Origin of the sequence: Pseudomonas sp., assembly GCF_049645325.1 — a bacterium.
In the GTDB taxonomy this organism is placed as follows: Bacteria; Pseudomonadota; Gammaproteobacteria; order Pseudomonadales; family Pseudomonadaceae; genus Aquipseudomonas.
Window position 1 is genome coordinate 1 of the sequence record NZ_JBARTQ010000089.1, and the last position, 12,619, is coordinate 12,619.

General features: G+C 60.9%; 10 protein-coding genes. 7 read left to right on the top strand and 3 right to left on the bottom strand.

Annotation, left to right across the window (positions count from 1 at the left end):
- Positions 1-100 precede the first annotated feature (100 nt).
- On the bottom strand, positions 101-1,099 hold the full coding sequence (locus WBB95_RS03690) for an AraC family transcriptional regulator (RefSeq protein WP_424486346.1): 999 nt from the start codon (positions 1,097-1,099) through the stop codon (positions 101-103).
- A gap of 339 nt (positions 1,100-1,438) precedes the next feature.
- On the opposite strand from WBB95_RS03690, the gene WBB95_RS03695 reads away from it, so the two are divergent.
- The 3 genes from WBB95_RS03695 (at position 1,439) to WBB95_RS03705 (ending at position 4,591) form a co-directional block, all read left to right on the top strand.
- Complete coding sequence (locus WBB95_RS03695; RefSeq protein ID WP_424486347.1) at positions 1,439-2,770, top strand: dicarboxylate/amino acid:cation symporter; 1,332 nt, start codon at positions 1,439-1,441, stop codon at positions 2,768-2,770.
- A gap of 247 nt (positions 2,771-3,017) precedes the next feature.
- The gene (locus tag WBB95_RS03700) at positions 3,018-4,004 is read left to right on the top strand and encodes an XdhC family protein (RefSeq protein WP_424486348.1); all 987 of its coding nucleotides are present in this window, start codon (positions 3,018-3,020) and stop codon (positions 4,002-4,004) included.
- Positions 4,004-4,591: a nucleotidyltransferase family protein gene (locus WBB95_RS03705; protein ID WP_424486349.1), complete on the top strand. Its 588-nt coding sequence runs from the start codon at positions 4,004-4,006 to the stop codon at positions 4,589-4,591. Before WBB95_RS03700 ends, WBB95_RS03705 begins: the two co-directional genes overlap by 1 nt.
- Positions 4,592-4,705: 114 nt before the next feature.
- On the opposite strand, the gene rne is transcribed toward WBB95_RS03705, so the two are convergent.
- Positions 4,706-7,930 (bottom strand): ribonuclease E, encoded by a 3,225-nt coding sequence (rne, locus tag WBB95_RS03710; protein ID WP_424486350.1) that lies wholly within the window; start codon positions 7,928-7,930, stop codon positions 4,706-4,708.
- Between the two features lie 759 nt (positions 7,931-8,689).
- Here rne and rluC point away from each other — a divergent pair.
- The 3 genes from rluC to WBB95_RS03725 are packed head-to-tail and all read left to right on the top strand — an operon-like array spanning position 8,690 to position 11,303.
- Positions 8,690-9,649 (top strand): 23S rRNA pseudouridine(955/2504/2580) synthase RluC, encoded by a 960-nt coding sequence (gene rluC / locus WBB95_RS03715; RefSeq protein ID WP_071483181.1) that lies wholly within the window; start codon positions 8,690-8,692, stop codon positions 9,647-9,649.
- A complete protein-coding gene (locus WBB95_RS03720) occupies positions 9,636-10,298 on the top strand; it encodes an HAD-IA family hydrolase (protein WP_424486351.1) in 663 nt (220 codons plus the stop codon). Before rluC ends, WBB95_RS03720 begins: the two co-directional genes overlap by 14 nt.
- A 21-nt stretch (positions 10,299-10,319) precedes the next feature.
- Positions 10,320-11,303: a S49 family peptidase gene (locus WBB95_RS03725; protein ID WP_424486352.1), complete on the top strand. Its 984-nt coding sequence runs from the start codon at positions 10,320-10,322 to the stop codon at positions 11,301-11,303.
- Positions 11,304-11,378: 75 nt separating this feature from the next.
- On the opposite strand, the gene WBB95_RS03730 is transcribed toward WBB95_RS03725, so the two are convergent.
- Positions 11,379-11,957, bottom strand: coding sequence for a Maf family protein (locus WBB95_RS03730; protein WP_424486353.1), 579 nt, complete (start codon positions 11,955-11,957; stop codon positions 11,379-11,381).
- 105 nt (positions 11,958-12,062) lie between these two features.
- Between WBB95_RS03730 and WBB95_RS03735 the strand changes: the two genes are divergently transcribed.
- Positions 12,063-12,593, top strand: a complete 531-nt coding sequence (locus WBB95_RS03735) for a YceD family protein (protein ID WP_032886799.1) — start codon at positions 12,063-12,065, stop codon at positions 12,591-12,593.
- Positions 12,594-12,619: the final 26 nt, after the last annotated feature.

Here is a 12,619-nt window from a genome sequence, read left to right on the forward strand (position 1 = left end):
GGTTTGGGGCCGCTTCGCAGCCCAGCGCGGGGCAAGCCCGCTCACTACAACGATGTGTAGATACTTATGCCGCGATGAGGCCAGCCCAGGCAATAAACCGCTAATTCTCTTGCGCCCGATAAGCCCCCGGCGTCAGCCCCGTCCACTTCTTGAACGCCCGATGAAACGCCGAGGGTTCAGAAAATCCCAACTGCTCGGCAATCTCCTGCAAGGACAAATCCGCCCGCCCCAAGTGGTAGATGGCGATGTCCCGCCGCAACTCATCCTTGAGCGCCTGAAAGCTGGTGCCTTCCTCACGCAAATGCCGACGCAGGGTTTGCGGGCTGATGTGCAGGTGTTGGGCGACAGCTTCCAGGTCCGGCCAGGGCGTGCGGTCGCGGCTGAGCAAGCGACGCAGCTGGCTGCTCAAGCTGTCGCCTTCGTCGGGGCGCGACAACAGGTCGGCGGGGGAGCGCTCCAGGAAGTGCTTGAGGGTGCGCTCGTCCTGCAACAGCGGCAGGCTCAGGTAGCGGGCGGGAAATACCAGGCTGCTGTTCGGTGCACCGAATACCTGGGGGCAGGGGAACAGCAGGTCATATTCACCGGCATGCGCCGGCATCGGGTAGCTGAACGTGGCTTGGTGCAGGCGGATTCTTTGGCCGATCAGCCAACTGCCCAAGCGATGCCAGATCACCAACAGGCATTCGCTGAGGAAGTGGTCCGGGTCCCACAGCTGCGAATCGTCCAGGCTCAAGCGGGCCATGTCGCCTTCTCTCGTCAGCTGCCAGCGCGGACCCTGTGGGAATAGGCTATAAAATAATAAGCCGCGTTCCAGAGCCTTCTCCAGGGTGCGGCAGTGAATCAGCGCGTGGCACATCATGGCGAAGGTGCCGCGTTTGCTCGGGCCTTCGGCAAAGCCCAGGTATTCGTCGTCCAGTGCCAGCCAGAGCATTTGCAGGAGTCGGGTGAATTGTTCCGGGGCGATGCGGGCGCGAGGCTCGGTCAGCAACTCCGGGGTGATGCCGACCTGGTGCAGCAGGCCCGAGTAGTCGAAACCCGCCCGACGCGCACCGCCGAGGGCAGCTCGGGCGTAGTGACTGGCGATGGTACGTTCACGCATCTGAGGGCCTCGTCCATGGAAGGGCGGATGTTAGCCACCACCGACGAGGGCGACAAGGCGGATATCCGCCAAATTGTAGGACGAGATAGGGCGAGTGGGCGGTTTTCCGCCACCTGATCCGCAGTCAGGGCGGAGCCTTGCAAACCCTCAGCCCTGATGTCTAAAGGCCTTCAGGGTTTTTCAGAGAAGTGGCACGGCGTTTGCGATAAAGATTACAGCGCAGGCCTGCTTTAAAGGATCTCGCAAACAACAAATCCCTCCAGTGCAGGAGGGTTCGCAATTCAAGTGTCGTGGGCAATGGCGGATCTTTGCCACACGGGACGATTGAGGAACTTTGTAATGACGACTCGTCAGCCAATCTACAAATCCCTGTATTTCCAGGTGATCGTTGCAATCGTTATCGGTATTTTGCTCGGTCACTTCTACCCGCAGACCGGCGTGGCCCTCAAGCCACTGGGTGACGGCTTCATCAAGCTGATCAAAATGGTCATCGCCCCGATCATCTTCTGCACCGTTGTCAGCGGCATCGCTGGCATGCAAAGCATGAAATCGGTCGGCAAAACCGGCGGCTACGCGCTGCTGTACTTCGAAGTGGTTTCCACCATCGCCCTGCTGATCGGCCTGGTCGTGGTCAACGTTGTGCAACCGGGCGCCGGCATGCACATCGACGTGGCTACCCTGGACGCTTCTAAAGTCGCAGCCTATGTGACTGCTGGTGCAGACCAGAGCATCGTTGGCTTCCTGCTGAACGTGATCCCGAACACCATCGTTGGCGCGTTCGCCACCGGTGACATCCTGCAAGTGCTGATGTTCTCGGTGATCTTCGGTTTCGCCCTGCATCGCCTGGGTGCCTACGGCAAGCCGGTGCTGGACTTCATCGATCGCTTCGCTCACGTGATGTTCAACATCATCAACATGATCATGAAGCTCGCCCCACTGGGTGCACTGGGCGCCATGGCGTTCACCATCGGTGCCTACGGTGTGGGTTCGCTGGTTCAGCTTGGTCAGCTGATGATCTGCTTCTACATCACCTGCGTCCTGTTCGTGGTTGTGGTGCTGGGCGCCATCTGCCGCGCGCACGGTTTCAGCGTGTTGAAGCTGGTTCGTTACATCCGTGAAGAGCTGTTGATCGTTCTGGGTACGTCCTCCTCCGAATCCGCACTGCCACGCATGCTGATCAAGATGGAGCGTCTGGGCGCGAAGAAATCCGTAGTAGGCCTGGTGATTCCAACCGGCTACTCCTTCAACCTCGACGGTACGTCGATCTACCTGACCATGGCTGCCGTGTTCATCGCTCAGGCGACTGACACCCACATGGACATCACCCACCAGATCACGCTGCTGCTGGTGCTGCTGCTGTCCTCCAAAGGCGCTGCCGGTGTAACCGGTTCGGGCTTCATCGTACTGGCCGCCACCCTGTCGGCCGTCGGCCACCTGCCGGTTGCCGGCCTGGCGCTGATCCTGGGTATCGACCGCTTCATGTCTGAAGCCCGTGCACTGACCAACCTGGTCGGTAACGCAGTTGCCACCATCGTTGTGGCCAAGTGGGTCAACGAGCTGGACACCGACAAGCTGCACAGCGAGCTGGCGTCCGGCGGTACCGGTATCTCCGATACCCGTCAGGAAGATGACCTGGGTGTGGCCGAAGGCCCTGCTCCTGTCGTCAAGTAAACTGCCGCCGGTGTAAATCGCACCGAACGCCTAGCAAACGCCCCGACTTGTTCGGGGCGTTTGCGTTTCTGGCGGGTCACTTTTGGTTTTTTTTGATTTACAGTAAGTAGCTACTTCATCAAATTGCTATAAAGCGCCTGGCGGTTGGCTTGAATCGGCCTATCCCAATGAAACTCACACCGGCTGGCCCGTTCTAAAATCCATTAGCCAGACGGGTATTTCCGTTGAATCGCTTGCAGGAGTCTTGATGGACAGTGTGGATCTGAATGTCCTGCGTAGCGTGCTGGAATGGCGCCGCGCCGGGCAACGCGTGGTGTTGTACAGCGTGGTGCAGACGTGGGGCAGCGCGCCGCGGCCTCCAGGCGCGATGTTGGCGCTGCGCGGCGATGGCGTAGTGATCGGTTCGGTGTCGGGCGGTTGCATCGAGGATGACTTGATCGCTCGCCTGCAGGATGGGCGCTTGCCCGAGGACGGGCCGCCGGTGCAATTGGTGACCTACGGCGTCACGCGCGATGAGGCGGCGCGTTTTGGCCTGCCGTGCGGCGGCACATTGCGCCTGACCGAAGAGCGCGTAGACGACTGGGAATGGGTTGCGCAATTGCTGGCGCGCTGTGAAGACCATCAAATCGTCGCGCGCGAGTTGAACCTGGCCACCGGTGCCGTGACCCTCAGCGGCGCGAGCAAGACTGATGCAGTGACCTTCGACGGTGAGCACTTGCGGGCCATCTACGGCCCACGCTGGCGCCTGTTGTTGATCGGTGCCGGGCAACTGTCGCGCTACGTGGCGGAAATGGCGCGGTTGCTGGATTTCGAGGTGCTGATCTGCGACCCGCGTGAAGAGTTTGTCTATGGTTGGGAGGACCAGCAGGGCCGCTTTGTGCCGGGCATGCCGGATGAAGCGGTGCTGAATATTCAGACCGACGAGCGCACTGCCATTGTGTGCCTCACTCACGATCCGCGCCTGGACGATATGGCGCTGCTGACGGCCTTGAACTCACCTGCGTTTTACATTGGCGCCCTCGGTTCGCGGGTCAACAGTCAGAAACGTCGGGAAAATCTTGCGGCGCTGGGGTTGTCGGCAGAAGCGATTGCGCGTCTGCACGGGCCGATTGGTTTGCACATCGGCAGCCATACACCGTCGGAAATCGCCTTGTCGCTGTTGGCGGAAATCGTCGCGATCAAGAATGGCGTGACGCCGCTGCAGAAAAAGCCGCTGCCGGTAGTGGCTGAGTAATGGTCACGGCGATCGTGCTGGCGGCGGGGCAGGGCAGTCGCTTTCGTGCTGAGGCGGGGGCTGATCAGGACAAGTTACTGGCGCCGTGCACGGGCCTGGATGGCGTGACGCGGTCGGTGATCGAGCAGGTACTGGTGAATTTGCCCGGGCGTGTCGTCAAGCGCTGGCTGGTGACCTCGCCGGACCGGCTCGACGTGATCCGTTTGGCTGCGGCCTATGGTTGTGAGGTGTTGCTGCTGCAGTCGGCTGGCATGGGTGACAGCATCGCTGCCGCCGTATCGGCCAGTGGTGCGGCCGATGGCTGGCTGGTGGTACTGGGCGATATGCCGTTTATTCAGCCGTCGACTATTGAGCGGGTGATTGATGCGCTGGAGGAGGGTGGTATCAGCGTGCCCGTGCAGGAGGGCCAGTATGCACACCCCGTGGCGTTCAGCCGTGAATTGGGGCCGGAGCTGATGGCGCTGACGGGGGATCGCGGCGCCAGGCCATTGTTTGCGCGTGCTGCTTTGAAGCGGGTGCCGGTGGATGATCCGGGTGCGCTTTGGGATGTGGATGTGCCCCAATCATTGAGATTCAACGCCGACTAAAAATGTCGAATCGTCGCACCGCCGCTCCCACAGGGGGGGCTTGCAGGGTTTTCCATAGCGTATAAAAAAGCCCCGCCTGATCACTCAGGCGGGGCTTTTTAGTGGCTGATGGAATCAGACGAGGGGTTTAGGCTCGTGCTCTTCTTCCAGGGCCTTGTGCTCAACCACGGCTTCAACGACCGGGGCTGGCGCCTCGACAGTTTCAGCTACAGCCGGTGCAGCCGCTGCGGCGGCGGCCGCTGCTTCAGCTTCCTTGCGACGGCGACGCACTTCACGTGGGTCGTTCGGCGCGCGACCGTTTTCAGTCAGGGCGCTGGCCGGTGCGGCTTCAACCACTGGCGCGGCGACTTCGGCCACTGCCGGCGCTTCAACCACTGGCTCAGGCTCGACCGCTGGCTGAGACTCAGCGACTGGCGCTGGCTCGGCAACCACTGCTTCGGCAACCGGTGCCGGCGCTTCTTCTACCACGGGGGCAGGTGCTGGCGCTTCAACCGGAGCGGCTGGCTCGGCCGTCCATTGGAAGGCGGTCTGCTCTTCGCGAACTTCACGCACCACTGGAGCTTCTTCAACAACCGGCGCTTCAACAGCGGCTTCAACCACTGACTGAGGCTCGACCACCGGAGCAGGTTCAACCGCAACCACAACCACTTCGGCTTCAGGCTGTGCGTCGCGAACCGGGGCAACTTCCACTTCCGGAACCACTGGGGCTTCGATCGGTGTGGTTGCTTCAACGACCGGTGCTTCAACCACTGGGGTCTCGGCAACGGGCGTTTCAACGGCAGGCGCTTCGGCGACCGGCGCCTCGACAGCAGCGGTTTCTTCGACAGCGGCAGTAGCGCGTTCAGCTTGCTCGTGAGCCTGGGCTTCAGCAGGAGCGCTGATGACCGAGCTGGCGACGGCGGCGGTAACGGCCAGGCCGGCAGCCAGTTCGGCGCCAGTCGGTTCGTGCGTTTCGCCTTCTGCGTGTTCGCCGGTCTCTTCCGAGCCTTCGATCACATTGCCGTTGGCATCACGCTGACGCTCACGACGGTTGCTGCGACGACGCTGACCACGGGAGCGGCGGCGTGGACGATCGCCTTCGGCGTTGTCCTGGCCGTCTTCCTGCAGTTGCTCTTCGCTGGTCAGTACTTCTTCTTCTTCGCTGGCAGCAGCGGCTTGCTCGGCGCGTGGTTGACGCTCTTCACGCGGTGGGCGCGGCTGGCGCTCTTCACGTGGGGCGCGTTCTTCACGCGGCGGGCGGGCCGGGCGTTCTTCGGTGGTGGCTTCGGCAGCAACGGCTGGCACAGCGTCCAGCGGCTCGCGCAGTTCACGCACACGCTCTTCGCGCTCGCCACGTGGCTTGCGGTCTTCGCGTGGGGCACGTGGAGTGCGTGGTGCGCGCTCTTCGCGCGGTGCACGTTCTTCACGGGCTACGACCGGGGTTTCTTCGCGGGCTTCGCGAGGTGCACGCTCTTCACGTGGCGCGCGTTCTTCACGCGGTGCACGTTCTTCGCGAGGCTTGCGCTCTTCGTCACGGCGACCGTTGCGGTTACGGCTTTGCTGGCGACCGTTGCGACGCTCTTCGTTACGTGCCGGGCGCTCGGAAGCAGGTTTTTCAACCACAACCGGAGCAGCAGGCTCTTCTTTGGAGGCGAACAGGCTGACCAGCGACTTCACCAGGCCTTTGAACAGGCTTGGCTCAGGCAGGGCGGCCGGCGCGGCAACTGGCGCGGCGACTTCGGTCGGCACCGGTGCGTTGGCACGGGCCGGCGCAGTTTTCACGGCAGCTTCCTGGCGAACCAGGGTGCGGGTCGCGGCGGCGGGCTGAACTTCTTCCACTTCAGCAGCGGCGGCAGCGATTTCATAGCTGGACTGACCGCTGTGGGCTTCCGGGCTGTCATCGCGCAGGCGCTGCACTTCGAAGTGCGGGGTTTCCAGGTGATCGTTCGGCAGGATGACGATACGGGCACGGGTGCGCAGTTCGATCTTGGTGATCGAGTTGCGTTTTTCGTTGAGCAGGAACGCGGCCACCGGGATCGGCACTTGCGCGCGGACTTCGGCAGTGCGGTCTTTCAGGGCTTCTTCTTCGATCAGGCGCAGGATCGCCAGGGACAGCGATTCAACGTCACGGATGATGCCGGTGCCGTTGCAACGCGGGCAGACGATGCCGCTGCTTTCGCCCAGGGATGGACGCAGGCGCTGACGGGACATTTCCAGCAGGCCGAAGCGCGAGATACGGCCGACTTGTACGCGAGCACGGTCAGCTTCCAGGCATTCGCGGACTTTCTCTTCCACGGCGCGCTGGTTCTTGGCGGGGGTCATGTCGATGAAGTCGATCACGATCAGGCCGCCGATATCACGCAGGCGCAGCTGGCGGGCGATTTCTTCAGCCGCTTCCAGGTTGGTCTGCAGGGCGGTTTCTTCGATGTCGCTACCCTTCGTGGCGCGCGCCGAGTTGATGTCGATGGACACCAGGGCTTCGGTCGGGTCGATCACGATGGAGCCGCCGGAAGGCAGTTCAACGACGCGCTGGAAGGCGGTCTCGATCTGGCTTTCGATCTGGAAACGGTTGAACAGCGGAACGCTGTCTTCGTACAGCTTGATCTTGCTGGCGTACTGCGGCATCACCTGGCGGATGAAGGTCAGGGCTTCGTCCTGGGCTTCAACGCTGTCGATCAGCACTTCGCCGATATCCTGGCGCAGGTAATCGCGGATGGCGCGGATGATCACGTTGCTTTCCTGGTAGATCAGGAACGGCGCGGAACGATCCAGCGAGGCTTCTTTGATGGCGGTCCACAGTTGCAGCAGGTAGTCGAGGTCCCACTGCATTTCTTCGCTGCTGCGGCCCAGGCCTGCAGTGCGAACGATCAGGCCCATGTCGGCCGGTGCGATCAAGCCGTTCAGCGCTTCACGCAGTTCGTTGCGCTCTTCGCCTTCGATGCGACGGGAGATACCGCCGGCACGCGGGTTGTTCGGCATCAGGACCAGGTAACGGCCCGCCAGGCTGATGAAGGTGGTCAGGGCGGCGCCCTTGTTGCCACGTTCTTCTTTTTCCACCTGAACGATGACTTCCTGGCCTTCGCTCAGGACGTCCTTGATGTTCACGCGGCCTTCGGGGGCTTTCTTGAAGTATTCGCGGGAGATTTCTTTGAGGGGCAGGAAGCCGTGGCGCTCGGAGCCGAAATCGACAAAGGCAGCCTCAAGGCTTGGTTCGATGCGAGTAATACGGCCTTTATAGATATTGGCTTTCTTTTGCTCGCGTGCACCGGATTCGATGTCCAGGTCGTAGAGGCGCTGGCCATCTACCAGTGCAACACGCAACTCTTCGGGTTGAGTTGCGTTAATCAGCATTCTTTTCATGTTGTACCGTCGGTTTCCGGGCTGCCGGAAACGGCGTTCGGCACACACGACTTCTCACGGTCGGTTTCAGGTGCGTCAAGAGTGGTTGGCCACTCCAGTGTCCAGCAAAACCCGCCAATGTGGGCCGGTATCGCGACGGACGCGTCCTGCTTGTTAGCGGTGGTGACAAAGGCACCACTTCAACAAAAGCTAAGGTCAGGAGGAGGAATCAACCGGCGACTGTGGACGAGATGAAGCGTCTAAATATAAGCCTAGTGCTACACGGTCCGACGGTTGTGCATCTCCACCCTACACGTATCCCTGATAATTCGGGTGCTGCCGCGCGCAGAATCCGCAGCGGGTTGGCATTTACCGTGTACTCCAATGGGGAGTCCACGCTCATGGCTAAACAAGACTGGGTGTGGGCGACTGCGCTCTCACTCAGCTCTTAACAGGCGTTGTTTCCGAAGTATTCGCCATGGTCTGGCTCAAGACTGACTGCACTTTGTGAACTGGCCGTAAATATCGGCGCAGAACGCGAGTATTCACTCTGCTTTCTGCACTCGCTTCAGGCCTCATGTCACCTGCGCTTGTTACAATCCTGAGCCTTCCAAGGTGGCGAAAGCCCCGTAGGACGGCCTCGCGTCCTGATGAATTGCGATGGTCAGGGCCGGCAGTTTGCCGCAAGTCCTCTGGCCAGGCCGCTTTTGGCGGCGTTCGCGACTATAGCAGCAATGATTAAGTGCTTCAATTCCATAAAAAATTGTTATCATCGCCGCCATGACGACTACCGCCCCCCAGACCCCCAGCGTCCAGCTGCTTGAGGTCTCGCCGGAATATGCCGGCCAACGCATCGATAATTTTCTCCTGGCCAGGCTCAAAGGCGTGCCCAAGACCTTGATTTACCGCATCTTGCGTAAAGGCGAAGTGCGCGTGAACAAGGGCCGGATCAAGCCAGAGTACAAGCTGCAGGCGGGCGATATCGTCCGCGTGCCGCCGGTGCGCGTGCCTGAACGTGACGAGCCCGTGCCACTGGCCCAGGGCCTGCTGCAACGCCTTGAGGCGTCGATTGTCTTCGAAGACAACAAGCTGATCGTGATCAACAAGCCCTGCGGCATTGCGGTCCACGGTGGTAGCGGCCTGACCTTCGGCGTGATCGAAGCCTTCCGTCAGTTGCGCCCGGACGCCAAGGAGCTGGAGTTGGTCCACCGCCTCGACCGTGACACCTCCGGCCTGCTGATGATCGCCAAGAAACGCAGCATGTTGCGTCACCTGCACACCGCCCTGCGTGGCGATGGCGTGGATAAACGCTACATGGCGCTGGTACGTGGCAACTGGGCCAGTTCGATCAAGAGCGTCCGCGCGCCGTTGCAGAAGAGCAATCTGCGCTCCGGCGAGCGCATGGTCGAAGTCGACGAGGAGGGCAAAGAAGCCCTGACCCTGTTCAAGGTGCTGCGCCGCTTCGGCGACTTCGCGACCATGGTCGAGGCCAAGCCTGTGACCGGCCGTACCCACCAGATTCGCGTGCACACCCTGCATGCAGGCCATTGCATCGCCGGTGACACCAAGTACGGCGACGAGGATTTCTCCAAGGAAATCCGCGACCTGGGCGGCAAGCGCCTGTTTCTGCACGCCTACATGCTGACAGTGCCGTTGCCCGATGGCGGCGAACTGAAGCTGCAAGCGCCAGTGGATGAGATGTGGGCCAAGACCGTGGAGCGTTTGAGTGTCGCACCGTGACTACAAGCTGCTGATTTTTGACTGGGACGGCACGTTGGCCAATTCCATTGGTCGGATTGTCGACTCGATGCACGTGGCCTCTACGCGCTCGGGCTTTGCGCTGTGCAGCGACCTGGCCGTCAAAGGCATTATCGGCCTGGGCTTGCCTGAGGCGATTCGCACCTTGTACCCGCAGATCGACGACGCGCAATTGATTGCGTTTCGACAGCACTACGCCGATCACTACATTGCCCTTGAAGCCGAGCCTTCGCCACTGTTTGAAGGCGTACGGCAGTCCCTGGAAGCCTTTCTCGCCGAGGGTTATCACTTGGCGGTGGCCACCGGCAAGGCCCGTCGCGGGCTCGACCGCGTGCTCAAGGCCCATGGCTTTGAAGATTATTTCGACATTACCCGCGCGGCGGATGAAACCGCCAGCAAGCCCCACCCTCTGATGCTGGAGCAGATCCTGGCTCATTGCGGCGTAGCGCCGCGTCAGGCGCTGATGGTGGGCGACGCTTCCTTCGATCTGATGATGGCGCGCAACGCCGGCATGGACAGCGTGGCGGTCAGCTACGGTGCCCAGGCGGCCGAGGCCTTGCAGCAATATGAGCCCAGGCTGACGATTGATCATTTTTCCGAATTGCAGGCCTGGCTGAGCCGGGCCCAATAAGTCTTTGCTGGGGTTGATGGCATGAGTGACGAGTGGAAAGCGCCCGAAAAGGCCGAGAACAGTGACGACAAGAGCTGGAAACTGCTGGAAAAAACCCTGCTGGCAAGCGTGCAGGAACAACGTCGTTCGCGGCGTTGGGGGATCTTCTTCAAGCTGCTGACGTTTGTTTACCTGCTCGGCATGCTGGCGCTGTTCAGCCCGCTGATGGACATGGAAAAAAGCGCCACCCGCGGCAGCAACTACACCGCCTTGATCGAAGTGCGCGGGGTGATCGCCGACAAGGAGTCCGCCAGCGCCGACAATATCGTCAGCAGCCTGCGCGCAGCGTTTGAAGACCCCAAGGTCAAGGGCGTGATCCTGCGTATCAACAGCCCGGGCGGCAGCCCTGTGCAGTCGGGTTATGTGTATGACGAGATTCGCCGTCTACGCGCGTTGCATCCTGACATCAAGCTGTACGCGGTGATTTCCGACCTGGGTGCCTCGGGTGCCTATTACATTGCCAGCGCCGCTGACCAGATCTATGCCGACAAGGCCAGCCTGGTGGGCTCCATTGGTGTGACGGCGGCCGGTTACGGGTTTGTCGGCACCATGGAGAAGCTGGGCGTTGAGCGTCGCACCTACACCTCGGGCGAGCACAAATCGTTCCTCGACCCGTTCCAGCCGCAAAAGGCGGATGAAACCCAGTTCTGGCAGGGTGTGCTCGACACCACTCATCGTCAGTTCATTGCCAGCGTGAAGCAGGGGCGCGGGGATCGTCTGAAGGACAAGGACCATCCGGAACTGTTCTCCGGGCTGGTGTGGTCGGGCGAGCAGGCATTGCCGCTGGGCTTGATCGATGGGCTGGGCAGTGCGAGTTCGGTGGCGCGCGACGTGATTGGCGAGAAAGAACTGGTGGATTTCACCGTTCAGGAATCGCCGTTTGACCGCTTCTCCAAGAAGCTCGGTGCCAGCGTGGCGGAGAAACTGGCCTTTTACATGGGTTTCCAGGGGCCAACCTTGCGCTGAGATCTTGAGGCTAGCACGGCTCAAAAAGTGTGGGAGCTGGCTTGCCAGCTCCCACATTTGTTTTTAGGGTGGGGCTTAAGGGATTTGCACGCCTTCAGCCAGCAGCATGTCCACCAGTCGAATCAGCGGTAAGCCGACAAGGCTGGTCGCATCCGGCCCTTCGGTGCTCTGGAACAGGCTCACGCCCAAGCCTTCGGCCTTGAAGCTGCCTGCACAGTCGTAAGGCTGTTCGGCGTGCAGGTAGCGCTCAATGCGCTCAGCGTCCAGCATGCGCATGTGGACGGTGAACGGCACGCAGTCCACCTGGCAGTGCCCTGTCTCGCTGTTGAGCAGCGCCAGACCGGTCAGGAAGCTCACGCGCTTGCCGCTGGCAGCCAGCAACTGTTCGCGGGCGTTCTCGAAGGTGTGGGGCTTGCCGATGATTCGCCCGTCCAGTGCCGCGACCTGGTCGGAGCCGATGATCAAGTGCCCAGGATGGCGGCTGGCGAGGGCGCGGGCTTTGTGTTCAGCCAGGCGCTTGACCAGCTCGATCGCGGACTCGTTTTCGCGATGGCTCTCATCGATATCCGGTGAGCTGCAGGTGAACGGCAGGCGCAGGCGGCCGAGCAATTCCCGGCGATAAACCGAGCTGGAAGCGAGTAATAAAGGCAGCATGGGCGTCTCCTCAGGGCGGCTGCGAATTCTAGCGGGGCGACCGGCTGACGCACAGGGCTGAATTTCCTTTGACATGGCTGGGTGCATCCCTATAATGCTGCGCCTATGTTGAATGACCCGATTCCACCTCACGTTGACCCGCGCAAATTGGCTGATCGTGGCACTTCCCTCCAAGGTGAATTGCTGCTGGCCGATTTGGAGAGACTCTGCGACCCGCTTTCCGACACTGTCGGTACGGTGCAGGCCAAATTCGTTTTTGAACGAGATGAACGTAAGTCTGTGGTAATCCACAGCTTTATCGACACCGAAGTCAAAATGGTTTGCCAGCGTTGTCTTGAGCTGGTCACCCTGCCGATTCACAGCGAATGCAGTTACGCTGTGGTGAAGGAGGGTGCGAATACCCAGTCGTTGCCGAAAGGTTATGACGTGCTGGAACTGGGCGAAGATCCTTTGGATCTGCATGCACTGATCGAGGAGGAGCTTTTGCTCGCCTTGCCCATTGTGCCTGCTCATCATCCGGAAGAATGCCAGCAGCCGGAGGGTCTCGATGACGAGGCCGAACCGAGCGAGGACGAGGTAACGCGGTCCAACCCGTTCAGTGTATTGGCGCAGTTAAAGCGTGACCCAAACGTTTAGGAGTTAATCAATTATGGCTGTTCAGC

Excerpts from the sequence above, each read along its gene's own strand:
- WBB95_RS03690 (WP_424486346.1), bottom strand. The coding sequence starts at position 1,099 with ATGCGTGAACGTACCATCGCCAGTCACTACGCCCGAGCTGCCCTCGGC.
- WBB95_RS03695 (WP_424486347.1), top strand. The coding sequence starts at position 1,439 with ATGACGACTCGTCAGCCAATCTACAAATCCCTGTATTTCCAGGTGATC.
- WBB95_RS03700 (WP_424486348.1), top strand. The coding sequence starts at position 3,018 with ATGGACAGTGTGGATCTGAATGTCCTGCGTAGCGTGCTGGAATGGCGC.
- WBB95_RS03705 (WP_424486349.1), top strand. The coding sequence starts at position 4,004 with ATGGTCACGGCGATCGTGCTGGCGGCGGGGCAGGGCAGTCGCTTTCGT.
- rne (WP_424486350.1), bottom strand. The coding sequence starts at position 7,930 with ATGAAAAGAATGCTGATTAACGCAACTCAACCCGAAGAGTTGCGTGTT.
- rluC (WP_071483181.1), top strand. The coding sequence starts at position 8,690 with ATGACGACTACCGCCCCCCAGACCCCCAGCGTCCAGCTGCTTGAGGTC.
- WBB95_RS03725 (WP_424486352.1), top strand. The coding sequence starts at position 10,320 with ATGAGTGACGAGTGGAAAGCGCCCGAAAAGGCCGAGAACAGTGACGAC.
- WBB95_RS03730 (WP_424486353.1), bottom strand. The coding sequence starts at position 11,957 with ATGCTGCCTTTATTACTCGCTTCCAGCTCGGTTTATCGCCGGGAATTG.
- WBB95_RS03735 (WP_032886799.1), top strand. The coding sequence starts at position 12,063 with ATGTTGAATGACCCGATTCCACCTCACGTTGACCCGCGCAAATTGGCT.